Here is a 22,826-nt window from a genome sequence, read left to right as displayed (position 1 = left end):
CGGGGAGAGTTAGCACTTAATGCGCGCGGCCCTGATCGATCCCAAGACCCGTTTGTGAGCGAATAAACTGGGCGCGGAATTTGTCGCGTTCCAGATTTCCTTCCGGTGAATTATCGGTGGCCGAGAAGAACCAAATTCCGATAAACGCCACGGCAATGGAGAACAGCGCCGGGTATTCGTACGGGAAGATGGCTTTTTCGTGACCGAGGATCTGCACCCAAATAGTCGGGCCGAGGATCATCAGAATCACCGCCGTCAGCAGGCCCAGCCAGCCGCCAATCATCGCGCCACGGGTGGTCAATTTTGACCAGTACATGGAGAGCAGAATGATCGGGAAGTTGCAGCTTGCGGCAATCGAGAACGCCAGGCCGACCATGAAGGCGATGTTCTGTTTCTCGAACAGAATGCCCAGCAGAATCGCCACCACGCCCAGGATCAGCACGGTGATTTTAGAGACTTTCAGCTCCTGACGCTCCGTTGCCCCTTTACGCCACACGTTCGCATAGAGGTCATGAGAGACCGCCGATGCGCCCGCCAGGGTCAGGCCAGCAACTACCGCCAGAATCGTAGCGAACGCCACGGCGGAGATAAAGCCGAGGAACAGGTTGCCGCCCACGGCATCGGCCAGATGTACCGCCGCCATGTTATTGCCGCCAATCAGCTGCCCCGCCGCATCTTTAAACGCCGGATTCGCCCCAACCAGCATGATCGCACCAAAGCCGATGATAAAGGTCAGGATGTAGAAATAGCCCATAAAACCGGTGGCATAGAAGACGCTTTTACGCGCTTCGCGAGCGTCGCTGACGGTAAAGAAGCGCATCAGGATGTGCGGCAGACCGGCCGTACCAAACATCAGACCGAGACCGAGCGACAGCGCGGATATCGGGTCTTTCACCAGCCCCCCTGGGCTCATGATCGCTTCCCCTTTCGGGTGAACCGCCATTGCTTCGGTGAACAGGTTGTTGAAGCTAAAGCCGACGTGTTTCATCACCATAAAGGCCATGAAACTTGCGCCGAACAGCAGCAGCACGGCTTTGATGATCTGCACCCAGGTGGTGGCGAGCATCCCGCCGAACAGAACGTACATCACCATCAGCACGCCAACCAGCACCACGGCGACATGGTAGTTCAGGCCAAACAGCAGTTCGATCAATTTACCTGCGCCCACCATCTGGGCAATCAGGTACAGCGCCACCACCACCAGCGAACCGCAGGCGGAGAGGGTGCGGATCGGGCCTTGCTTCAGGCGATACGAGGCCACGTCAGCAAAGGTATAACGCCCGAGGTTACGCAGACGCTCAGCGATCAGGAACAGAATAATCGGCCAGCCGACGAGGAAGCCGAGAGAGTAAATCAGACCGTCGTAGCCGGAGGTGTAAACCAGCGCGGAGATCCCGAGGAACGACGCGGCTGACATAAAATCGCCCGCAATCGCCAGTCCGTTCTGGAAGCCGGTAATGTTGCCACCCGCCGTGTAGTAGTCATTACGCGAGCGCACGCGTTTTGACGCCCAGTAGGTGATGTAGAGGGTCAGCAGCACGAAAATCAGGAACATGATAATCGCCTGCCAGTTGGTCGGCTGGCGTTGGACGTCACCGGTCAGGGCATCGGCCGCATGCGCCGCAAAAGGCAGTGTGGCGGCTAGCGCCGTCAGAACTCGCTTCATGATGCTTTTACCTCACGCAGTACTGCTTTATTGAGACGATCAAATTCACCGTTCGCGCGCCAGACGTAGACGCCGGTCAGCACGAAGGAGATGACAATCACACCGATGCCGATGGGGATCCCGCGCGTGACGCTGGTTCCGGCGTGCAGGGGCGTGCCCAGCCAGTGCGGGGCAAAGGCGATCAGCAGAATAAAGCCGACGTAGATAATCAGCATGATGATGGAAAGGATGAAGGCAAACCGTTGCCGTTTTTCGACGAGCTCCCTGAAATGCGCACTATTTTCTATCTGCTGATAAATATCAGTATTCATCACAGAACTCTCCAGAGTATTGGTGTAGGGAAGGGCGTTTTTATTATTCCCTCTCCCTGTCTGGGAGAGGGTTAGGTTGAGGGGAACTCAGTTACGAAGGCATTGCGATGGCCTGCTTCTCTTCGAGCAGTTTGTCCACCACGCCAGGATCGGCGAGCGTTGAGGTATCACCGAGGTTACTGGTGTCGCCCGCAGCGATTTTGCGCAGAATGCGGCGCATGATCTTGCCGGAGCGGGTTTTCGGCAGCGAGTCGGTCCAGTGCAGCACATCCGGCGTGGCGAGTGGGCCGATCTCTTTGCGCACCCAGTTACGCACTTCGGTGTACAGCTCAGGCGTCGGCTCTTCGCCATGGTTCAAGGTGACGTAGGCGTAAATCGCCTGGCCTTTGATGTTGTGTGGGATCCCAACCACCGCCGCTTCGGCGATTTTCGGATGTGAAACCAGCGCCGACTCAATCTCAGCGGTGCCCAGACGGTGGCCGGAGACGTTCAGGACATCGTCCACGCGCCCGGTGATCCAGTAGTAGCCGTCTTCGTCACGGCGTGCGCCGTCGCCGCTGAAATACATGTTTTTAAAGGTCGAGAAGTAGGTCTGCTCAAAGCGATCGTGATCGCCAAACAGGGTACGCGCCTGGCCCGGCCAGGAGTCGGTGATCACCAGGTTGCCTTCGGTCGCGCCGTCGAGCGGGTTACCTTCGTTATCCACCAGCGCTGGCTGCACGCCGAAGAACGGACGAGTCGCGGAACCGGCTTTCAGCGGGATTGCGCCCGGCAGCGGAGTGATCATGAAGCCGCCCGTTTCGGTCTGCCACCAGGTGTCCATCACCGGGCATTTTTCGTTACCGATCTTCTTCCAGTACCACTCCCAGGCTTCCGGGTTAATCGGCTCGCCGACGGAGCCAAGAATGCGCAGGGAGAAGCGGTCGGTGCCTTCGATGGCTTTATCGCCTTCGGCCATCAGCGCGCGGATCGCCGTCGGCGCGGTGTAGAGAATGTTGACCTTATGCTTATCAACCACCTGACACATACGGGCAGGTGTCGGCCAGTTCGGAACGCCTTCGAACATCAGCGTAGTCGCGCCGCAGGCCAGCGGGCCATACAGCAGGTAGCTGTGGCCGGTGACCCAGCCCACGTCGGCGGTACACCAGTAAACATCGCCCTGATGGTAGTCGAAGACATATTTAAAGGTCGTGGCCGCGTAAACCAGATAGCCGCCGGTGGTGTGCAGCACACCTTTCGGCTTGCCGGTCGAGCCGGAGGTATAGAGGATAAACAGCGGATCTTCCGCGTTCATCGCTTCGGGCTGATGCTGATCGCTGGCTTTTTCAATCAGGTCGCTCCACCACAGGTCACGCCCCTCTTTCCACTCGACGTTGCCGCCGGTGCGCTTAAGGACGATGACGTTGCTGATGGTTTTGACGTTCGGGTTTTTCAGCGCTTCGTCGACGTTTTTCTTCAATGGAATGCCGCGACCGGCGCGCACGCCTTCGTCGGCGGTGATCACCAGTTTTGAACTGGAATCAATGATGCGCCCGGCGACGGCTTCCGGCGAGAAACCGCCGAAAATCACCGAATGCACGGCACCGATGCGCGCACAGGCGAGCATCGCCACGGCCGCTTCCGGCACCATGGGCATATAGATGGCAACCACATCGCCTTTTTTGATGCCCTGCGCTAACAGCACGTTGGCAAAGCGGCAGACGTCGCGGTGAAGTTCTTTATAGGTGATGTGTTTGCTCTGCGAGGCGTCGTCGCCTTCCCAGATAATGGCGGTCTGATCGCCGCGCTCGGCCAGATGGCGGTCCAGGCAGTTCGCGGCCAGGTTCAGGGTGCCGTCTTCGTACCATTTAATCGAGATATTGCCTGGCGCGAAGGAGGTGTTCTTCACCTTCTGGTAGGGGGTGATCCAGTCAAGAATTTTGCCCTGCTCGCCCCAGAAGGCATCAGGGTCGGTGAGAGATTGTTGATACTTTTGCTGGTACTGCTCCGGATTTATCAGGCAACGGTCCGCAATATTTGCGGGAATGTCATGTTTGTGAATTTCGCTCATGGCTTTTGTTCTCCTTTTAGGATGTTAATAATATGTCGCAAAAACGTTAATTGTAGGGGCTTTGGTAGCTTTGTTTGTTATTTGGGCGACAGATCACGCAATAAATGAACAGGTGAAAAAAGCAGCAAATGAAACTTTGAAGGAAAATAATTTACACTGTCGATTATTCACAATTAGTTGAAAAAAACCGTTTTTATAACAAAAGGTTATTTATAAGAATTATTACAAATTAGCGTCCTATGACCTTTTTGCAGTGGAAAGCCTTGTTCTTTAAGGCTTGCGCAGCAGGCCATGCAAATGATACTGATACGGCGCGTTAAAAAACCCCATAAACCAACGCAACACAATTCATACCCTTTCAGTATGTGTCATTCCTGCCAGTGATGGGGGAAGGGCGCTTCATTGAGGAAGTCTGTTTTTATGAAAAACTTGAAAATCAGCCTCGCCTGGCAAATTTTGCTGGCCATGGTGCTGGGCATCTTGCTGGGCAGTTATCTGCATTATCACAGTGACGACCGCGAGTGGCTGGTGGCGAATATGCTGTCACCAGCGGGCGATATCTTTATTCACCTGATCAAAATGATTGTCGTCCCGATTGTGATCTCAACGCTTATCGTCGGTATTGCCGGTGTCGGTGATGCGAAGCAGCTCGGGCGTATCGGTGCGAAAACCATCATCTATTTCGAAGTGATCACTACGGTTGCTATCATTCTGGGTATTACGCTGGCGAATGTGTTCCAGCCGGGTGCCGGGATTGATATGTCGCAGCTGGCAACGGTGGATATTTCGAAATACCAAAGCACAACCGCAGACGTGCAAAGCCATGCGCATGGCCTGATGGGAACCATCCTGTCGCTGGTGCCGACCAATATCGTGGCGTCGATGGCGAAGGGCGAAATGCTGCCGATTATCTTCTTCTCGGTGCTGTTTGGTCTGGGCCTCTCGTCCCTGCCTGCCACGCACCGCGAACCGCTGGTGACCGTGTTCCGTTCTATCTCCGAAACCATGTTTAAAGTGACACACATGGTGATGCGCTACGCCCCTGTGGGTGTGTTCGCGCTGATTGCCGTGACCGTTGCGAACTTCGGCTTTGCCTCCCTGTGGCCGCTGGCGAAGCTGGTGATTCTGGTTCACTTCGCGATTCTGTTCTTTGCGCTGGTCGTGCTGGGGCTGGTTGCGCGTCTGTGCGGCCTGAGCATCTGGATCCTGATTCGCATCCTGAAAGACGAGCTGATTCTGGCGTACTCTACCGCCAGCTCCGAGAGCGTGCTGCCGCGTATTATTGAGAAGATGGAAGCCTACGGCGCGCCGGCGTCGATCACCAGTTTCGTGGTGCCGACGGGCTACTCCTTTAACCTCGATGGCTCAACCCTGTACCAGAGTATCGCGGCAATTTTCATCGCGCAGCTGTACGGTATCGATCTCTCCCTGTGGCAGGAGATCGTCCTGGTGCTGACCCTGATGGTGACCTCGAAAGGGATCGCAGGCGTGCCGGGTGTCTCCTTCGTGGTGCTGCTGGCAACGCTTGGTAGCGTCGGTATTCCGCTGGAAGGCCTGGCGTTTATCGCCGGTGTTGACCGTATTCTCGACATGGCGCGTACCGCGCTGAATGTGGTGGGGAATGCGCTGGCGGTGCTGGTGATCGCCAAGTGGGAACATCAGTTCGACCGCAAAAAGGCACTGGCGTACGAACGCGACGTGCTGGGTCGTTTTGATAAGACTGCCGATCAGTAATATAAAAAGCCGGGGGGCGGTTTCGCCTGACCCGGCTGACTTTTTTAAGCGTGGGGAGATTACTCCCCGCTCAAGGCATCAAACTCTTCGCATCCGGTATCAAACCCTTCGCTACAGCTCAGATTGAACCAGTACAGCGCCTTCTGTTTGTTCGGGGTAATAAACCCTTTTTCGCCCTGCTGAAAAACCATTCCTGCCCAATATTCCGCGTAACCAGTACGCGAAAGCGCTGAGCTGCGTTTGAACCACATTTGCGCCTGAGCATCGTCCTGAGCCATCGATACGCCGTTGGCGTAGATCAGCCCCAGCAGCATCTGGGCATCGACTGCAGAGTCGTTGTCGATATCATCCGTGGCGGTTTGCAGCAGTTTGATTGCCTGCGGATAGTCCGTTTTACCGGCCTGCGTATTTACCAGCAGGCGCGCCAGCATGATCGCCCCGCGTTTGCTGCCAGCAATGGTCGCCTGTTGCGCCAGGGTTTTGGACTGGGCGTAATCGGCATGCTTAAAGTGGATTTGCGACAGCAGCGCCACGGCATCGACATCGCCGCCTTTTGCCGCTTTCTCCGCCCACAGCGCAGCCTGCTTATCATCACCTGCGCTGAAGTAGGTATCGGCCAGATAGTACTGAGCGCGCGCGTCGCCCGCTTCGGCCTGTTCTTTATATTGGCTACCGGGTTCGTCAGCGTGAGCAAACGCGGTAAAAAGGAAGAGCAACATCAAAAGGGTTTTCATGAGTTCTTATCATCCGGGTACATAGCGCGCAGTATAAGCGCGGTCAATGAAGAATAAAAAGGGTGCGTTAAGACCTCAACATCCAGACAAGCCGGGCGGGTTTCCCCGCCCGCAAAATCATCCTGATATACAGGCTAATTTTGCCGCCACTTCCTGATGTTCACTCTTTATTGTCAGCTCACAAAGTTTGCCGCGATTAATAAAGGTAAAAATCACGATGGTCAGGCAAATAATAAAAACAATGCCTAACACAGTTTTTAATGGCGTCATGCCTTTTACTCCTTGCATTTATAAGAATAAGAGGCTAACTTCAACTTGTTGGAGTTGATGTTGTTTGGTAGCCTCGGGTGAGTTTAACTTTCCCGGGGCTTTCAACTTTCTGCTCCTCACACATGCTCAAAACAGAAAGTCTTAAGCACCCGCCGCCATCTTATCCTTCTGAATTAAAATGCAAAGATGTAATTCCTGCATTTAAAAGTTGCATTGATTTCTGCGAGCTACATTCCAGAATAATATTGATAAAATTAATGCTAAATATACAAATAAAAATGGGGTGAATATCTCACCCCATTTATTCATTGAACATCTACTTATTTAACCCATTGCGCTTTCGCGTAGGCGGGCTTTCAGTTTCGTGTATTCATCAATCACATATTGCTCGGCGCTTTGCTGATCGGCAATTGGCTCCACGCGCACGGCGCAATATTTATACTCAGGTGTTTTGGTTATTGGGCTGAGGTTTTCCGTCACCAGCTCGTTACAGGCACCAATCCACCACTGGTAGGTCATATAAACCGCCCCTTTGTTCGGGCGATCGCTGACCTGTGCGCGGGTGATGATGCGGCCTTTGCGCGAATTCACCCACACCAGCGCTTCATCCTCAATGCCCAGACGGGCGGCATCGGCGGTGTTGAGCTGCGCGTAGCCCGGCTCGTCTGCCAGTGCAGCCAGCGCGGCACAGTTCCCGGTCATCGAGCGACAGGAGTAGTGGCCCACTTCACGCACCGTCGAGAGCACCATGGGGTACTCGTCGGTGAGTTTGTCGATAGGTGCCACCCAGTCGCAGGTGAAGAACTGCGCCAGCCCGTTCGGGGTATCGAACTTCTCGGCGAAGAGGTATGACGTCCCCTGATCCGCCTCGGACTCGTCCCGGCAGGGCCACTGAATATACCCCAGCTCGCCCATCTTCTCGTAGGTCGCCCCGGTGAAATCCGGACACAGTTTACGCAACTCATCCCAGATCTCCTGGGTGTTGTTGTAGTGCATCGGATAGCCCATTCGGGTGGCGATTTCGCTGATAATCTGCCAGTCCGTTTTCAGATCCCACTTCGGCTCGACCGCTTTAAAGAAGCGCTGGAAACCGCGATCCGCTGCCGTATAGACGCCTTCGTGCTCACCCCACGACGTTGACGGTAAAATCACATCCGCCGCCGCCGCCGTTTTGGTCATGAAGATGTCCTGCACAATCACCAGTTCGAGATCCTCAAAACCTTTGCGCACCGCCGACAGTTCAGCGTCGGTTTGCAGCGGATCTTCGCCCATGATGTAAGCGGCACGCACTTCACCGTGCGCCGCGCGGTGCGGCAGCTCGCTGATGCGATAGCCCGTGTGCTCCGGCAGGCTTTCAACGCCCCAGGCCCTGGCGAATTTCGCCCGGTTTTCCGGGTACTTGACGTACTGATAGCCCGGATAGGTATCCGGCAGTGCGCCCATGTCGCAGGCACCCTGAACGTTGTTTTGCCCGCGCACCGGGTTTACGCCCACATGCGGTTTGCCGAGGTTGCCCGTCAGCATTGCGAGGCTGGTCAGTGACCGCACGGTTTCCACCCCCTGATAGAACTGGGTTACACCCATGCCCCACAGAATCGACGCGGTTTTCGCGGCGGCGTACATGCGCGCAGCCTGGCGAATCTCTTGTGCGCTGACGCCTGTAATCTCTTCGACCGACTCCGGCGTATAGCCTTCGACAATCTTGCGATACTCCTCGAAACCTTCCGTACGTGTGGCCACAAAGGTCTGGTCATAGAGGTTTTCTTCAATGATCACGTGCCCGATGGCGTTAAGCAGCGCGATATTTGAGCCGTTGCGTAAGGCGATATGCATATCCGCAATGCGCGCGGTTTCGATTTTACGCGGATCGCAGACGATGATTTTCGCCCCGTTGCGTTTCGCGTTAATGACGTGATTTGCCACGATAGGGTGGGAATCCGCCGGGTTATAGCCGAAAACAAACACCAGATCGGTGTTATCGATTTCGTTGATAGCGTTACTCATTGCGCCGTTACCGACCGACTGGTGCAGACCTGCAACCGATGGGCCGTGTCAGACGCGAGCGCAGCAGTCGACGTTATTGGTACCAATAACGGCGCGCGCGAATTTTTGCATTACATAGTTGGTTTCATTCCCCGTCCCGCGTGAAGAGCCGGTGGTCTGGATCGCGTCCGGGCCGTATTTGGCTTTGATCTCGCTCAGACGGCGGGCGACATAGTCCAGCGCTTCCGTCCAGGAGACGGACTCCAGCTTGCCGCCGCGCTCACGGCGAATCATAGGGGTTTTCAGACGGGGGGTGAGGATCTGGGTATCGTTAATAAAATCCCAGCCATAGTAGCCTTTCAGGCACAGCGTACCCTGATTGGTCTTACCCTGTGCAGCCTCCGCCCGGACGATTTTGCCGTTATCGACCACCAGGTTTATCTTGCAACCTGAGGCACAATAGGGGCAAACCGTGACGACTTTTTTCATCGGTCTCGCTCCAGTTAATCAATGCTTTCCCACCCTATTATGCAGCTTCTATGCCATGTTTTTATTGTGGGTATCCCCTGACTTTACGGCCAAAGTTTGGTCAAAACCCTGACGAGAAGCAGGCAATCGTCAAAATTGACGTGTCGAAAGGGCAATGGATGTGACATGGGTTGAAATTCCATCACGCAACAATGGATTTGGCTGGAGCCGTTTGCAGAATAGGTCAGACTTAACATAATCCCCTGACGGAAGCATACGATGAAACCGGCGATTCTGGTGGTTGATGACGATACGGCGGTCTGCGAACTGCTGCAGGATGTGCTTAACGAGCACGTCTTTACGGTGCACGTCTGTCACAACGGGCTGGACGCGCTGGCGCTGGCTCAACGAGAACCGGGCATTGCGCTGGTATTGCTGGATATGATGCTGCCGGATATCAATGGGTTACAGGTTTTACAGCAGCTACAAAAGCAGCGCGCCGAGCTGCCGGTGATTATGCTCACCGGCCTTGGCAGCGAATCGGACGTCGTGGTGGGGCTGGAGATGGGCGCGGATGATTACATCGGCAAGCCGTTTAATCCGCGTGTCGTGGTCGCCCGCGTAAAAGCGGTACTGCGCCGCACGGGCGTGCTGGCGGCGGAACCCACCGCACCGCGCACGTCGGGCATGGGCTTCAACGGCTGGACCCTCGACACCACCCGCTGCGAGTTAAGCGATCCGAAGCAGGTGACGGTGCCGTTAACTCAGGGGGAGTACGGTTTACTGCTGGCCCTCGCGCAGAATGCCCGGCGGGTTTTGAGCCGCGAACAGCTGCTGGAGCTGACCCACAGCGAAAGCGCCGAAGTCTTTGACCGCACCATCGACGTGCTGATCATGCGCCTGCGGCGAAAAATCGAAATTAACCCTCATCAGCCGCTGCTGATCAAAACCATTCGCGGCCTCGGCTACGTATTTGCCGCGGACGTGTCTCACCACGACAAAGCCGCTTAAAGATTCAACTTCAGTTCGTCCAGTGTTTTCGCCCCGTCGATAGCATTGGCCGCCAGCAGGCTGGCTCGCGCGCAGGCGTGCGCCAGGGCAATGCTCTCGGGCAGTGGCCACGCCTCGTGGCAGCCGTACAAAAAGCCCGCGCAAAACGCATCGCCCGCGCCGACGCTGCCGATAATCTCATCCTTTTCAAGCTGCCGTGACGGCACCCACTGGCCTGGCTCACCCGGCGCTTCGCCCCAGGCGCCTTCCGGACAATGAATGACCACGCGCTGACGCACTCCGGCCGCCAGCAGTTGCGACGCGGCTTCGGCGATATGCAGAATGTTCGGCGCATCAAACTCGTCGCGCATCTCCAGCCCGCTAAACTCACCGGCCTCCAGCTCGTTGATCACCAGATAATCCACATAGCGCAGGGCAGGGAGCACCAGCGGTTGATAGCGCGGATCGCCTTTGCGCGACACCAAATCCAGTGACGTTTCATACCCCAGATCGCGCATCTGAGACAGCAGGCGTGCGCTGCGGGTGCCAAACTCGTCGTCCGGCATATCCAGGCTGTCGAGAAGCAGCAAATAGCCGAGATGGAAAATTTTCATCTTCGGGTCGAGGCGGTCGAAGGCCGGAAGATCCAGCAGCCGGTTGGCCGCCGGGGAGTGGAAAAAGGTACGCTGCCCGCTGGGATCGGTCATCACTTGCGACATGGAGGTCGGCGCAAACGTGGTGCGCTGCACCCGCTGGCGGTTGACGTGGTACTGATCGAGCATGGCCAGAATGTAGTCCCCGTCGCTGTCGTCGCCAATCAGCCCCACCGCCTGCAGCGGCAGGCCGACGTGCATTTTGGCGAGCGTCAGCAGGACGTTCAGCGGCGCGCCGCCGGTGGCCCGTTCGCTGTGAATAATTTCCGCCAGCCAGCCGCGCTCCGGCCACTGCACAATCTGATGCACGTGGTCGACGAGCATATTCCCTGCGGCGATAACGCCCCGGCGTACCATCAGGCTCTCCCCGCGCTACCGAAGATGCGCATTTGTTCCGATACGGTGTCGGTAATCGCCGCTTCAATGCCCAGCAGCAGTTCGGCGAACTCGTCGTAAATAGGCTGACGATGGGTGATCCGCTGCTCGACGGAGGCCAGCGCCGCCTGCGACATCCCGGTGTAGAAATTGATTTTATGTATGCCCAGCTCAATCGCGCGGCGGAAATCGGCGTCGCTGATCCCGGAACCCCCGTGCAGCACCAGCGGCAGGCCGGTTTGCAGGCGGATCGCATCAAGCCGCGCGAAATCGAGCTTCGGCTCGCCTTTGTATTTGCCGTGCGCATTGCCGATGGCGACGGCGAGCGCGTCAATGCCGGTCTGATCGACAAAATCGCGCGCCAGGGCCGGATCGGTGAAAAAGGCTTCATCGGCATGGCCGTACAGCGCACCGCCCTCGTCACCGCCCACGGCGCCCAGTTCGGCCTCCACCGACACTCCCACGGCGTGACACATTTTCACGACTTCCCTGGTCTGGCGAATATTCTCTTCGTAACTCAGGGTGGAGCCATCAAACATCACGGAGCTGAAGCCTAAGCGCAGCGCCCGCACCACCGCCTCAAAATGCAGGCCGTGATCGAGATTGAGAACCACCGGAATATCGTGTCGCGCGGCCTCGAACCGGACCGCTTCAACTAATGAATCGAGCGATAAATACTTAAAATGCACTTCGGCGATGTTGATGATAAAGGGCGAGCGCTCCTGTTTTGCCGCGGCGAACAGGGCGCGCAAAAAGTGGGAGTCGAGAACGTTAAATGCGCCGAGGGCGTAGCGATGTTCACGGGCGTGTTCCAGCCCGGCGGCGAGAGAAATTAGCGGCATCATTCACTCCTTAGTTTCGAAACAGGCTGTACTCGTTACAGAGCACCAGCACCGCCGTTTCGTCTTCTTCAATATTGTTATAGCGCGCGAGCGGCTGTAAAAAGTGGTTGTCGTGCTCGTCGTCATTCACGGATGACACTTCGCCGACCAGCACATCGCCAAAGCCGCGCTCCCCCCAGAAACTGTGGTACAGGCCGGGCGTGAGACAGATGCTTTCCCCTGGTGTGAGGCGCAGCTGGCTGCCGGGAGCGTGAGTCTGAATGCAGCCGTCGACCACCACCGTAACGTCGGTGTTTTCCGTCTCTTCATGCCCGCCCGCGTTCCACAGCTCAATAATCAGATTTCCTCCGCCGCGATTAATGATGTCCTCGCGTTTACGCCAGTGGAAATGCATCGGTGTGACCTGCCCGTCGCGGACGTGCATGATCTTCTCCGCGTAGCATTTTTCGTAAGGTACGCCGTTCGGCGAGCCGTTGCGCAGAGTGAAAAGGGTGAGTCCCTGTGCGGCAAAATGGTTCCCGCCGAAGGCGGTGACGTCCCAGCCGAGTTTGAGATCGAAGACTTCGCGCCAGGCGTGGCGATCGAGCTGCCGCCACTGGGTCGGCGGGAAACTGGCAAACGGTGGCAGGTGTACGTCATGCATCGAAAAGAACTGCCGCGTATGGCCGAGGATTTCGTTGATTTCGGAGCGTTTCATGGGAACTCCTTTAGTGGTGCGCTGCGCTGACTCCTCACCCTCTTTGCGGGAGAGGTGAGGGCATCAACGCGCACAAACCTTATTTAACCGTCCACCCCTTGTACGTCCCGACGCTCTTCTTATCGATCATCGTCACCGGGATCAGCACCGGCTCTTTGGGTGCCGGTTTGCCCTGCAGAATGTCATAGCCGATCTCTACCGCTTTGGCCGCCATAACCTGCGGGTCCTGCGCAGGCGTTGCCACAAACAGAGAGTTTTCGCGCTTCAGCGCCTCTTCACCGTCCGGGCTACCGTCCACGCCAACGATAAAGAACTCGCTGCGCTGCGCCTGTTTCGCCGCCAGATCGGCACCGATCGCTGTCGGATCGTTAATCGCGAAGACACCGTCGATCTTCGGATTCGCGGCCAGCAGCGCGGTCATCACTTCCAGGCCGCCTTCGCGACTGCCTTTGGCGTTCTGGTTATCCGACAGCACTTTGATATCCGGGTGGCGCTTGAACTCGGTCTGACAGCCTTCCACACGGTTCTGTACCGCGGAGACCGGCGGTCCGTTGATGATCACCACGTTGCCTTTGCCTTTCAGGCGATCGGTGATGTATTTACAGGCCATTTCGCCCGCCTGGGTGTTATCCGAGGTGATAGTGGCGTCGGCCCCTTCGGCCGCCACGTCAACGGCGACCACCACAATCCCCGCTTCTTTCGCCCGCTTCACCGCCGGGCCAATCCCTTTCGAATCAGCGGCGTTGAGAATGATCATATCGACCTTCGCGGCGATAAAATTATCAATCTGGGAAACCTGTTGGCCCAGATCGTAGCCGCTGGAGACCAGCGTCACTTTTACGTTATCCCCCGCCAGTTTACGGGCTTCAAGCTCCGCACCTTTGGTGATCTGCACGAAGAACGGGTTGGCGAGATCGCCCACCGTCACGCCGATGGATTTCAGATCTTTCGCCTGCGCAAACGGGGCTGCGGCAAGCAGTGCGCCAGCACAGAGCGCGGTGACCAATGGCTTCAATCTCATGCTGTTTTCCTCATTATCGTAGGGTGTTGTTGTTATGCACTTTGATGGTGTCGGGTACGGTATTTGTCGATCAGTACCGCAATGATGATCACCGCCCCTTTGATCACCAGTTGCCAGAAGTAAGAAACGCCCATTAACGTCATGCCGTTATTCAGGGTGGCGATAATCAGTGCGCCCACCAGCGTGCCGGTGATCGTGCCGATCCCGCCGACAAAACTGGTCCCGCCGAGGATCACCGCCGCGATGGCGTCCAGCTCGTAGCCGGTGCCTAAGTTGCCGTTGGCGCTGTAAAGCCGCGAAGCGCTCATCACCCCGCCAAGACCGGACAGCAGGCCGCTCATGCCGTAGACAAACAGCAGCACCAGCCAGACTTTGATCCCCGTGAGACGCGCAGCCTGCATGTTGCCGCCAACCGCGTAGATATGAACGCCGAGCGTGGTGCGGCGCAAAATGAACCAGCACACCACGATCACCGCCAGGGCGATCACCACCAGCCACGGCACCGGGCCGAGATAGTTATTGCCGATCCATTCAAAATTAATGTTCGAGTTAATCACCGTGGTGCCGTCGGCCAGCAAATAGGCTGCGCCGCGCAGGGCGGTATAGGTGCCGAGGGTGACAATAAACGGCGGGAGTCCGGCAAAGGCCACCAGTGCGCCGTTGAAGAGACCCAGCACCATGCCGAGCATCAGCGCCGCCGGAATCGACAGCATCGCCAGTTCAGGCATCAGGGAGACCACCATCGCCGCCACTGCCGTGGTGCCGAGAATCGACCCCACCGACAGGTCGATCCCGCCGGTCAAAATGATGAAGGTCATCCCGGCGGCTAGCACGATGTTGATCGACGCCTGACGGGTAATATTGAGCAGATTGCTCTCGGTGAAGAAGTTCGGCGCGATAAAGCCAAAGACCGCCACGATCAGAATCAAAATCGGCAAGATCCCGACCGTTTGCATCAGATCGCTCATCAGCATTTTTTTGGCGGAGGCGGATTTCGCCACCTGCTGCGGGTTAGTTGAATGTGTCATGATTGCACCGCCTGATGAGTGTCGTTCACGCCAGTTGCCAGCGTCATAATATTTTCCTGAGTGATGGTTGGGCCGTGTAACTCCCCGGCAATGCTCCCTTCACGCATCACATAGACCCGGTCGCTCATGCCCACCACTTCCGGCAGCTCGCTGGAGATCATCAGGATCGCCACACCTTTACGCGCCATCTGGTTCATGATGCGATAGATCTCGCTTTTCGCCCCGACGTCCACGCCGCGCGTTGGTTCATCGAGGATCAGAATGCGCGGGCCGATCGCTACCCAGCGGGAGATCAGCAGCTTTTGCTGATTTCCGCCCGATAGCCCACCCGCGCGCACCTGCGAATGCGGCACGCGAATATTGAGCAGGGCGATGGCGTCATCGGAGATCGACTGCGCTTTTTTGCGGTCCAGCATGCCCCAGGTGGCGTCGCGCTCCAGCGTCGCCATGGTGATGTTCTCCTGCGCCGCCAGCTCCAAAAACAGCCCCTGTTCTTTGCGGTTCTCGGTTAAAAAACCGATGCCGTGGTCGATGGCGGCGCGCGGGGAGTGGATCACCACCGGCTCGCCGTCGACTTCAATCATCCCGCCCGTCGCTTTGCGCACACCGAAGATCAGCTGTGCCAGCTCCGAACGTCCGGCCCCTACCAGCCCGGCGAGACCGACGATCTCCCCGGAACGCACCTGCAGGCTGCACGGCTGCACTTTTTTGCCGTCGGTGAGGTGATGGACGTTGAGCCGCGCGCTGCCAAGAGGGATATCGCGCTCTTTGTTAAACAGGTCGCTTAAGGGGCGGCCCACCATCATCCTGACCAGCTCCGAGGCGTTGAGTTTGTCGCGGGTCAAACTACCGACATACTGACCGTCGCGCAGCACGCTGACGCGGTCGGAAAGCTCGTACACCTCCGCCATGCGGTGGCTGATATAGATAATCGCCATCCCCTCATCGCGCAGGCGCAAAATCAGTTCAAATAGGCGATGGGTTTCGCGCGAGGAGAGGGCGGCGGTGGGTTCATCCATCACCAGCACGCGGCTGTTGCGGTGCAGCGCGCGGGCGATTTCTACCTGCTGTTGTTCGGCAATGGTCAGTTTCATCACCAGATCGGTGGCGCTGAAATGGGCGCCGAGACGGTCAATTACCGTCTGGGCCTGCGCGGCCATCTCTTTCCGCTTCACCAGCCCGCCACGCGACAGTTCGCTGCCGAGGAAGATGTTTTCCGCCACCGTGAGGTTTGGCGCTAGCTGCATCTCCTGATAAATCAGGGTAATACCTGCGGCCAGCGCGTCTTTCGGCCCTTTGATGTGGTACGGCTGGCCGTCAATCAATATCTCGCCGCTGGTGGCGATGTACGCCCCGGCGAGGATTTTCATCAGGGTGCTTTTGCCTGCGCCGTTTTCGCCCATTAACGCGTGGATTTCGCCGGGCCAGACCGTCAGATCCACACCCTTGAGCGCGTGAAAGTTGCCAAAGGTTTTGGCAATGTTGCGCATCTCTAATACCGGGGTCCTGCTCATGGCGGATCTCCTGTGAAGGTCGATATCAGCAGTGCATCACATCCCGGTAAATGCAAAATGTCAGAAGCCGTTCATATTTGTCATAGTTATGAATAGTTAACGGGCGTCACAATTCTGAGCCTTTTTCCTCTCACCGGAGCCACCATGCCATCACGCCGCCCTCCCTTTTTTGCCAGCGCCCGTGGCCGCCTGCTGATCTTCAATCTGCTGGTGGTGGCGGTGACATTGATGGTCAGCGGCGTGGCGGTGCTGGGCTTTCGGCATGCCAGCCAGATTCAGGAGCAGGTGCAGCAGCAGACCTTAAACGACATGACCGGCAGCATGAATCTGGCGCGCGACACCGCCAATGTGGCCACGGCGGCGGTGCGTCTTTCGCAGGTGGTGGGGGCGCTGGAGTACAAAAGCGAAGCGGATCGCCTGAAGCAGACGCAGACGGCACTGCGTCACTCCCTTGAGCAGCTCGCCGATGCACCGCTGGCGCAGCAAGAACCGGCGCTGGTGGCGCGAATCATTCGCCGCAGTAATGAGTTACAGCAAAGCGTCACCGGGATGCTGGAACGCGGTCAGCGACGTCATCTGGAGCGCAACGCGCTGCTCAGTTCGCTTTATCAAAGCCAAAGTTTTTTACGCCATTTGCAGGATATTAACCGTCGCTTCGGCGACAACGTGCCGGACGCTCGCCAGTTGGCTGAAATGGACCGCCTGATTATGGCGGCTATCGAAACGCCGTCTCCGCGCGCCACCATTCAGCAGCTGAATACCGTAACCACCACGCTGCCACAGACCGCCAGCCAGCCGGTGATCGACTTTGTGCTGCCCGATTTCAACGCCGAGCTGCAAAAGCTCGCGCCGCTTTCGAAGCAGCTTGAAGAGAGCGATCTGACGATCAACTGGTACATGTTCCACATCAAAGCGCTGGTGGCGATTTTAAACAGCGATATCAACCAGTACGTGGCGCAGGTGGCGCAGGCGTCGGAGCTGCGCACCGCCCAGAGTCATCAGGAGTTGCGCTCTATCAGCGTCTTTATCAGCGTGTTCGCCGTACTGGCGCTGATGATCACCGGCTGCGCCTGCTGGTATATCTACCGCAATTTAGGCTCCAACCTGACGGCCATCTCCAGAGCGATGTCGCGCCTGGCCCACGGCGAGCCGGACGTGTCGGTACCGGCCCTCCAGCGCCGCGACGAGCTTGGCGAGCTGGCGCGCGCGTTCAACGTGTTTGCGCGTAACACCGCGTCGCTTGAGCACACCACCCGCCTGCTGAAAGAGAAAACGACGCAGATGGAGATCGACCGGCTCGAACGCGTGGGGCTGGAAGAGGCGCTGCTGCACAGCCAAAAAATGAAGGCGGTCGGGCAGTTGACGGGCGGGCTGGCGCACGATTTTAACAATCTGCTGGCGGTCATTATCGGCAGCCTGGAGCTGGTTGATCCCGAGTCGCCGGATGCGCCGCGCATCACCCGCGCGCTGAAAGCCGCCGAGCGTGGCGCGCTCCTGACCCAGCGGCTGCTGGCCTTCTCGCGTAAACAGTCTCTGCATCCGCATGCGGTGGAAATGAAACCGCTGCTGGAAAACCTCGGCGAGCTGATGTGCCACTCGCTCCCGGCCACCCTGACGCTGGATATCGAAGCGCAGCACCCGGCGTGGCCCGCGTGGATTGACGTCAGCCAGCTGGAAAACGCGATTATCAATCTGGTCATGAACGCCCGCGACGCGATGGAGGGGCAGAGCGGTGTGATCCGCATTCGCACCTGGAATCAGCGTGTCACCCGCAGCGACGGGCGCAGGCAGGATATGGTGGCGCTGGAGGTGATCGACCATGGCTGTGGGATGTCCCAGGAGGTGAAATCTCAGGTCTTCGAGCCGTTCTTCACCACCAAACAGACCGGCAGCGGCAGCGGGCTGGGTTTGTCGATGGTCTACGGTTTTGTGCGCCAGTCCGGTGGGCGTGTTGAAATTGAAAGCGCACCGGGGCAGGGCACCACCGTGCGCCTGCAGCTTCCGCGCTCCGCGCAGGCGGTGGTGGAGCATGATGAAGGGCTGGCGGCAACGGAGTCAGAGCAGAGCGACCGGCTGGTGCTGGTGCTTGAAGATGAAAGCGACGTGCGTCAGACGTTATGCGAACAGCTGCATCAGCTCGGCTATCTGACGCTCGAAGCTGAAACGGGCGAGCAGGCGTTGAAGATGCTGGAGGCCTCGGCCGATATCGAACTCTTTATCAGCGACCTGATGCTGCCGGGAGCGTTAAGTGGCGCAGAGGTGATCCACCACGTCCGCACCCATTTCCCGCATCTGCCGGTGCTGCTGGTGAGCGGGCAGGATTTACGGCCCACCCACAATCCGCAGCTGCCGGACGTGGAGTTGCTACGAAAACCCTTCACCCGAGCGCAGCTGGCGCAGGCGCTCCGTAAGGCGTCGGCATAACGCGTACCGCCTGTACGAAAGGCGCGTTTTGAGATTCCTCCGCTACTCCGTCTGAGCGCCGATGATTAACGTAAAGCCAGCTCACCTGCTGCGAGACTGGCTCTATGAAACGCTCTACCACCGCTCTGTTATTTGGCCTGCTGTCATTAACCAGCCAGCTTGCCCACGCTGATATCATTGACGACGCCATTGGGAATATCCAGCAGGCGATCGGCGAAGCGTACAACCCCACCAGCAGCCGTCAGAATGACGACGATAACCGCTATGAAGAGAGCCGTCGTACCGACAGTCGCCAGTACGATGATCGTCGTCGACAGCTTGAGGATCGTCGCCGTCAGTTAGACGACAGGCAGCGCCAGCTCGATCAGGACCGGCGTCAGCTGGAGGACGATGAGCGCAGGCTGGAAGATGATTACGACCGGTGAGGAAATCCGTGAGATGCGTGCAGCCTGACGCCCGGCTTACCGCTCAGTCCAGCACGATTCTCATCCCGTCATACCCCGCCTCAAACCCTTCTGGCAGCGGGTTATCCATCATCCATACGTCGAACTGATGGCTGATGTGCGTCAAAATGACCTGCGGACAGCCAATGACTTTGTTGAGCGCGATGACGGTGTTTAAATCACAATGGTTGCGCGGCGTCTGCTCGCGCGGTTCGTGGCTGCAATCGATCACCATCACCTGCGGATGATTATTGAGTAAAAATTTCAGCGTTTTGTCCGGCAACCCGGCAGTGTCCGACAGCCACGCCACGCGGCTGTGGGCGCTCTCCAGCAGATAGCCGAAGGTCAGCTTCGAGTGATTGAGCGGCAGCGGTGTCACGCGCAGCCCCTGCAGCTCAAACACCACAAAGGGCTGGACGGTATGGCTGAAATCGAGAAGACCGGGATGTTTGAACAGATCGTCGCAGCCCGTCTCGTCCGGCGGGCCGTACACCGGAATCGTTGCCCCCACGCCCCAGCGCAGCGGGAACAGGCCCTGGACATGATCCATATGATAGTGGGTCAGTAAAAACTGCTGGAAACTGCCCGCGGGCCACTCGTCCATCAGGTGCGGAATGCCCGCGTCCAGCAGCGTCACCGCGTCGTTGAAGGTCACGACCGCGCTGCACGGGCGACGGCGATGCGCCTCCTGCAAACGCGCCCGGCGGCAGGCCGCGCAGTCGCAGCCGAAGACAGGTACCAGCTGCGCACCGCCGGTGCCGGTCAGTTGGAGAGTTAGGGCCATGGTTTCCCCCTTTAACGACATTGCCAGGCGGCGCTGTGCTTAGGTTTTACAGCGCTTTGGTAAAACGAAAATGGCTCTGGGCATACCCTTCGCGAAGATAAAACCGGTGCGCATCCACGCGCTTTACGCTGGTCGACAGCTCGGTCATCTCAGCACCTGCATGTCGCGCCTGCGCTTCGGCCCAGGCCAGCAGCTGACTGCCGACTTTCAGGCCACGGGCCTGCGGCAGCACCACCAGCTCCTGAATCTCACCGATCCAGTTGGCGTGATGCAGATGAAACTGCAAATGCAGGCCAATCATCCCGACGACGTTCCCGTCCAGCTCCGCAAGATGGTAGTGTATGTTGCGATCCTGAAGATTCGCGAGATACCCGGCGTGAAAGGCTTTCTGGTCGAATTCCGCCTGTTTTAACTCACAGATCAGACCGTAAACGGCCTGCGCATCGTCCGCAGTGGCGGGGCGCAGCTGGCAGTCAGGCATGTTGTTTCTCCTTCTGACGGATAAGCGATAACAGATTCTCGACTGACTGTAGCAAACTTCCGTCGTTATTGAGCAGATGGCAGTCCGACGGCGTGTAGCGCGCTGCACGCGCCAGGCGCAGGTCGATCTCCCGCGCGCTTTCGCGCCCGCGCTGCTGCAAACGCTGGCGCAGCACTTCCGGCGAAACCTGCAAACAGACCGGCATCAGCGCCTGGGCGTAGCGCGCGCGGGCCTGTTGCAGATGAGCGCGCGAGCCGTTCACCAGCACGTCGAAACCGGCGTGCAGCCACAGGTCGATCTCAATGCCCACACCGTAGTACAAGCCGTTCGCGTGCCAGCTCAGTGCCAGTAAGTTCTGCCCGGCACGGGTAAAAAACTCCTGCTCGCTCAGGGCGATATGATTCTCGCTGCCCGCATTCGCCGCGCGCGTGATGTAGCGATGCGCCACCAGTAATTGCGTGTGCTCCTGCTGGCGCAGCGCCGACAGCAGGCTGTCTTTTCCGGAGCCGGACGGCCCCATGAGCCAGATCAGTTTTCCCATCAGAACACCCGTTTTCCCTGACGCCAGACGTGGTCGATATGGATGTGCTCGCCCTTGCGATGCGCCAGCACCAGATCCGCCCGTTTGCCTTCGCCAATCACCCCGCGATCGCTCAGGTTCAGCGCGTCAGCCGGGTTTTTGGTCACCAGACGAATGGCCTGCGGCAGGGTGAAAGGGTTGCCCGTGTCATCGGCGACGCGGAAGGCCGCATCCAGCAGGCTCGCCGGATAGTAATCTGAGGAGAGAATATCCAGCAGGCCGAGCGCCGCCAGCTGGCTGGCCGCCACGTTGCCGGAGTGGGAGCCGCCGCGCACGATGTTGGGCGCGCCCATCAGGACGTTCATTCCGTGCTGGCGGGAGGCTTCTGCCGCTTCAAACGTGGTAGGAAATTCGGCGATCACGCTGCCAAGCTGATGGGATTCCCGCACATGGTCGTGCGTGGCGTCGTCGTGACTTGCCAGCGCAATGTTACGCTCCCGGCACATCGCCGCAATCGACAGGCGGTTCGGCTGGGACCATTGGGCCGCCAGCGCCAGCTGCTCCTCTTCGTAGCGCGCCATTTCCGCGTCATTCAGGGCGTATTTGCCCTGATAATATTCACGGTACTTCTCGATATTGGCGAACTGACGCTGGCCCGGTGAGTGGTCCATCAGCGACACCAGAGAGACAGGCTCGCGGCCAACCAGCTTTTCAAACAGCGGCAGTGTGGTGTGGTGCGGCAGTTCGCAGCGCAGATGCAGGCGATGCTCGGCGCGGTTCAGGCCGCGCTTTTGCGTCTCTTCCACCGCGTTGATCATCTTTTCAAGATTCTCCAGACGGTCGCCGCCGTCGCGCACATCCCCAATCGCCACGGCATCGAGTACCGTGGTGATACCGCTGGCGACCATCAGCGCGTCGTGGCTGCTCATCGCCGAGTGGGCCGGCCAGTCCACCTTTGGGCGCGGGGTGAAGAATTTATCCAGATTATCCGTATGCAGTTCGATAAGCCCCGGCAGCAGCCAGCCGCCGTCGCCATCCATCGCCTCCGGCAAGCGGCTCTGGGTTTCGGCGTAGGTGCGAATCACGCCGTCCTGAATGTCGATCGATCCCGCGATCACGTCGTTTTCCAGTACCAGTTTGACGTTATTGATGATCATGCTGCGGCTCCCATCGGATGAAGACGATCCGCCACGCGATCGCGGACTGCGGCGTCATGGAAGATCCCCACGATCGCCGCCCCGCGCGCTTTGGCCTGTTCGATCAGCTCGACGACGGCGTCGCTGTTTTTGGCATCCAGCGAGGCGGTCGGTTCATCGAGCAGTAAAATCGGGTAATCGACGATAAAGCCGCGGGCGATATTCACGCGCTGCTGCTCGCCGCCAGAGAACGTCGACGGTGCCAGGTGCCACAGGTGTTCCGGGACGTTGAGGCGCGTCAGCAACCGAGCGGCTTTCGCCGCGCATTCCTCGCGGGAGACGCCCAAATCCAGCAGGGGCTGCATGACCACGTCCAGCGCGGAGATCCTCGGGATCACCCGCAGAAACTGGCTCACCCAGCCGATTGTCGCCCGGCGGACTTCCAGCACTTTGCGCGCCGGGGCCTGCACCAGATCCACCCACTCGTCACCATGACAGATATGAATGTGGCCCTGGTCGGGCAGATAGTTGGCGTAAAGGGAGCGCAGCAGCGTCGATTTCCCGCTGCCCGAATGGCCATGCAGCACCACGCATTCCCCCTTTTTGACCTCAAGAGAGGCATTTTGCAGCACCGGCAGTCGCACGCCGTTTTGCTGGTGGAGCACAAACGTCTTACTCACATTTTCTACGCGGATCATGTTG

Annotated in this window: 21 protein-coding genes; 4 read left to right on the top strand and 17 right to left on the bottom strand. The window is 58.1% G+C overall.

Features of this window, described 5'->3' with window-relative positions:
• Positions 1-16: 16 nt before the first annotated feature.
• The 3 genes from actP to acs form a co-directional block, all read right to left on the bottom strand.
• Positions 17-1,666 carry a cation/acetate symporter ActP gene (gene actP / locus F153LOC_RS20485; RefSeq protein WP_100777984.1) on the bottom strand — a complete coding sequence of 550 codons (1,650 nt, stop codon included), beginning with the start codon at positions 1,664-1,666 and terminating at the stop codon, positions 17-19.
• On the bottom strand, positions 1,663-1,977 hold the full coding sequence (locus F153LOC_RS20480) for a DUF485 domain-containing protein (protein ID WP_100777983.1): 315 nt from the start codon (positions 1,975-1,977) through the stop codon (positions 1,663-1,665). Before F153LOC_RS20480 ends, actP begins: the two co-directional genes overlap by 4 nt.
• Before the next feature lie 91 nt (positions 1,978-2,068).
• Positions 2,069-4,027: an acetate--CoA ligase gene (gene acs / locus F153LOC_RS20475; protein ID WP_102105726.1), complete on the bottom strand. Its 1,959-nt coding sequence runs from the start codon at positions 4,025-4,027 to the stop codon at positions 2,069-2,071.
• 420 nt (positions 4,028-4,447) lie between these two features.
• Between acs and gltP the strand changes: the two genes are divergently transcribed.
• Positions 4,448-5,761: a glutamate/aspartate:proton symporter GltP gene (gltP, locus tag F153LOC_RS20470; protein WP_100777981.1), complete on the top strand. Its 1,314-nt coding sequence runs from the start codon at positions 4,448-4,450 to the stop codon at positions 5,759-5,761.
• A gap of 59 nt (positions 5,762-5,820) precedes the next feature.
• On the opposite strand, the gene F153LOC_RS20465 is transcribed toward gltP, so the two are convergent.
• The 3 genes from F153LOC_RS20465 to fdhF all read right to left on the bottom strand — a co-directional run bounded on the left by F153LOC_RS20465 (position 5,821) and on the right by fdhF (position 9,237).
• Positions 5,821-6,495, bottom strand: a complete 675-nt coding sequence (locus F153LOC_RS20465; RefSeq protein WP_102105727.1) for a tetratricopeptide repeat protein — start codon at positions 6,493-6,495, stop codon at positions 5,821-5,823.
• Between the two features lie 117 nt (positions 6,496-6,612).
• Complete coding sequence (locus F153LOC_RS20460) at positions 6,613-6,765, bottom strand: Hok/Gef family protein (RefSeq protein WP_102105728.1); 153 nt, start codon at positions 6,763-6,765, stop codon at positions 6,613-6,615.
• A 324-nt stretch (positions 6,766-7,089) separates the two neighbouring features.
• Positions 7,090-9,237, bottom strand: a complete 2,148-nt coding sequence (gene fdhF / locus F153LOC_RS20455; protein ID WP_102105729.1) for a formate dehydrogenase subunit alpha — start codon at positions 9,235-9,237, stop codon at positions 7,090-7,092.
• 258 nt (positions 9,238-9,495) lie between these two features.
• Here fdhF and F153LOC_RS20450 point away from each other — a divergent pair, with 258 nt between their 5' ends.
• Positions 9,496-10,227 carry a response regulator gene (locus F153LOC_RS20450; RefSeq protein ID WP_102105730.1) on the top strand — a complete coding sequence of 244 codons (732 nt, stop codon included), beginning with the start codon at positions 9,496-9,498 and terminating at the stop codon, positions 10,225-10,227.
• Here F153LOC_RS20450 and F153LOC_RS20445 read toward each other — a convergent pair.
• The 6 genes from F153LOC_RS20445 to F153LOC_RS20420 form a co-directional block, all read right to left on the bottom strand.
• On the bottom strand, positions 10,224-11,216 hold the full coding sequence (locus F153LOC_RS20445; protein WP_102105731.1) for a carbohydrate kinase family protein: 993 nt from the start codon (positions 11,214-11,216) through the stop codon (positions 10,224-10,226). The genes F153LOC_RS20450 and F153LOC_RS20445 overlap by 4 nt on opposite strands.
• Positions 11,216-12,076: a ketose 1,6-bisphosphate aldolase gene (locus F153LOC_RS20440; RefSeq protein WP_102105732.1), complete on the bottom strand. Its 861-nt coding sequence runs from the start codon at positions 12,074-12,076 to the stop codon at positions 11,216-11,218. Before F153LOC_RS20440 ends, F153LOC_RS20445 begins: the two co-directional genes overlap by 1 nt.
• A gap of 10 nt (positions 12,077-12,086) precedes the next feature.
• A complete protein-coding gene (locus F153LOC_RS20435; protein ID WP_102105733.1) occupies positions 12,087-12,773 on the bottom strand; it encodes a D-lyxose/D-mannose family sugar isomerase in 687 nt (228 codons plus the stop codon).
• Between the two features lie 79 nt (positions 12,774-12,852).
• Positions 12,853-13,794, bottom strand: coding sequence for an ABC transporter substrate-binding protein (locus F153LOC_RS20430; RefSeq protein WP_100777973.1), 942 nt, complete (start codon positions 13,792-13,794; stop codon positions 12,853-12,855).
• Positions 13,795-13,826: 32 nt separating this feature from the next.
• The gene (locus F153LOC_RS20425; RefSeq protein ID WP_100777972.1) at positions 13,827-14,822 is read right to left on the bottom strand and encodes a ribose ABC transporter permease; all 996 of its coding nucleotides are present in this window, start codon (positions 14,820-14,822) and stop codon (positions 13,827-13,829) included.
• On the bottom strand, positions 14,819-16,336 hold the full coding sequence (locus tag F153LOC_RS20420; RefSeq protein ID WP_102105734.1) for a sugar ABC transporter ATP-binding protein: 1,518 nt from the start codon (positions 16,334-16,336) through the stop codon (positions 14,819-14,821). Before F153LOC_RS20420 ends, F153LOC_RS20425 begins: the two co-directional genes overlap by 4 nt.
• A 144-nt stretch (positions 16,337-16,480) precedes the next feature.
• Between F153LOC_RS20420 and F153LOC_RS20415 the strand changes: the two genes are divergently transcribed.
• Together F153LOC_RS20415 and yjdP are read left to right on the top strand one after the other, a co-directional pair.
• Positions 16,481-18,760, top strand: a complete 2,280-nt coding sequence (locus F153LOC_RS20415; protein ID WP_102105735.1) for an ATP-binding protein — start codon at positions 16,481-16,483, stop codon at positions 18,758-18,760.
• Positions 18,761-18,864: 104 nt separating this feature from the next.
• The gene (gene yjdP, locus F153LOC_RS20410) at positions 18,865-19,185 is read left to right on the top strand and encodes a DDRRRQL repeat protein YjdP (RefSeq protein ID WP_102105736.1); all 321 of its coding nucleotides are present in this window, start codon (positions 18,865-18,867) and stop codon (positions 19,183-19,185) included.
• 43 nt (positions 19,186-19,228) lie between these two features.
• Here the strand turns inward: yjdP and phnP are convergent, their stop codons facing one another.
• Genes phnP through phnL form a run of 5 tightly spaced genes read right to left on the bottom strand, consistent with a single transcriptional unit; the run spans position 19,229 to position 22,822 of the window.
• On the bottom strand, positions 19,229-19,987 hold the full coding sequence (gene phnP, locus F153LOC_RS20405; protein WP_102105737.1) for a phosphonate metabolism protein PhnP: 759 nt from the start codon (positions 19,985-19,987) through the stop codon (positions 19,229-19,231).
• Between the two features lie 46 nt (positions 19,988-20,033).
• On the bottom strand, positions 20,034-20,468 hold the full coding sequence (gene phnO, locus F153LOC_RS20400) for an aminoalkylphosphonate N-acetyltransferase (protein ID WP_102105738.1): 435 nt from the start codon (positions 20,466-20,468) through the stop codon (positions 20,034-20,036).
• A complete protein-coding gene (gene phnN / locus F153LOC_RS20395) occupies positions 20,461-21,012 on the bottom strand; it encodes a ribose 1,5-bisphosphokinase (protein ID WP_102105739.1) in 552 nt (183 codons plus the stop codon). Before phnN ends, phnO begins: the two co-directional genes overlap by 8 nt.
• Positions 21,009-22,145 carry an alpha-D-ribose 1-methylphosphonate 5-triphosphate diphosphatase gene (gene phnM / locus F153LOC_RS20390; RefSeq protein WP_102105740.1) on the bottom strand — a complete coding sequence of 379 codons (1,137 nt, stop codon included), beginning with the start codon at positions 22,143-22,145 and terminating at the stop codon, positions 21,009-21,011. The genes phnN and phnM overlap by 4 nt, the downstream gene beginning before the upstream one ends.
• Positions 22,142-22,822, bottom strand: a complete 681-nt coding sequence (gene phnL / locus F153LOC_RS20385; RefSeq protein ID WP_102105741.1) for a phosphonate C-P lyase system protein PhnL — start codon at positions 22,820-22,822, stop codon at positions 22,142-22,144. The genes phnM and phnL overlap by 4 nt, the downstream gene beginning before the upstream one ends.
• Positions 22,823-22,826: the final 4 nt, after the last annotated feature.

Origin of the sequence: Lelliottia sp. F153 (assembly GCF_002870005.1) — a bacterium.
Lineage (GTDB): Bacteria > Pseudomonadota > Gammaproteobacteria > Enterobacterales > Enterobacteriaceae > Enterobacter > Enterobacter nimipressuralis.
Note: the sequence above shows the minus strand (reverse complement) of the source record. Positions and strands in the feature narration are given on the sequence as shown.

Bases quoted from the DNA above. Each gene is read 5' to 3' on its own strand.
- actP (WP_100777984.1), bottom strand. From the start codon at position 1,666: ATGAAGCGAGTTCTGACGGCGCTAGCCGCCACACTGCCTTTTGCGGCG.
- F153LOC_RS20480 (WP_100777983.1), bottom strand. From the start codon at position 1,977: ATGAATACTGATATTTATCAGCAGATAGAAAATAGTGCGCATTTCAGG.
- acs (WP_102105726.1), bottom strand. From the start codon at position 4,027: ATGAGCGAAATTCACAAACATGACATTCCCGCAAATATTGCGGACCGT.
- gltP (WP_100777981.1), top strand. From the start codon at position 4,448: ATGAAAAACTTGAAAATCAGCCTCGCCTGGCAAATTTTGCTGGCCATG.
- F153LOC_RS20465 (WP_102105727.1), bottom strand. From the start codon at position 6,495: ATGAAAACCCTTTTGATGTTGCTCTTCCTTTTTACCGCGTTTGCTCAC.
- F153LOC_RS20460 (WP_102105728.1), bottom strand. From the start codon at position 6,765: ATGACGCCATTAAAAACTGTGTTAGGCATTGTTTTTATTATTTGCCTG.
- F153LOC_RS20450 (WP_102105730.1), top strand. From the start codon at position 9,496: ATGAAACCGGCGATTCTGGTGGTTGATGACGATACGGCGGTCTGCGAA.
- F153LOC_RS20445 (WP_102105731.1), bottom strand. From the start codon at position 11,216: ATGGTACGCCGGGGCGTTATCGCCGCAGGGAATATGCTCGTCGACCAC.
- F153LOC_RS20440 (WP_102105732.1), bottom strand. From the start codon at position 12,076: ATGCCGCTAATTTCTCTCGCCGCCGGGCTGGAACACGCCCGTGAACAT.
- F153LOC_RS20435 (WP_102105733.1), bottom strand. From the start codon at position 12,773: ATGAAACGCTCCGAAATCAACGAAATCCTCGGCCATACGCGGCAGTTC.
- F153LOC_RS20430 (WP_100777973.1), bottom strand. From the start codon at position 13,794: ATGAGATTGAAGCCATTGGTCACCGCGCTCTGTGCTGGCGCACTGCTT.
- F153LOC_RS20425 (WP_100777972.1), bottom strand. From the start codon at position 14,822: ATGACACATTCAACTAACCCGCAGCAGGTGGCGAAATCCGCCTCCGCC.
- F153LOC_RS20420 (WP_102105734.1), bottom strand. From the start codon at position 16,336: ATGAGCAGGACCCCGGTATTAGAGATGCGCAACATTGCCAAAACCTTT.
- F153LOC_RS20415 (WP_102105735.1), top strand. From the start codon at position 16,481: ATGCCATCACGCCGCCCTCCCTTTTTTGCCAGCGCCCGTGGCCGCCTG.
- yjdP (WP_102105736.1), top strand. From the start codon at position 18,865: ATGAAACGCTCTACCACCGCTCTGTTATTTGGCCTGCTGTCATTAACC.
- phnP (WP_102105737.1), bottom strand. From the start codon at position 19,987: ATGGCCCTAACTCTCCAACTGACCGGCACCGGCGGTGCGCAGCTGGTA.
- phnO (WP_102105738.1), bottom strand. From the start codon at position 20,468: ATGCCTGACTGCCAGCTGCGCCCCGCCACTGCGGACGATGCGCAGGCC.
- phnM (WP_102105740.1), bottom strand. From the start codon at position 22,145: ATGATCATCAATAACGTCAAACTGGTACTGGAAAACGACGTGATCGCG.
- phnL (WP_102105741.1), bottom strand. From the start codon at position 22,822: ATGATCCGCGTAGAAAATGTGAGTAAGACGTTTGTGCTCCACCAGCAA.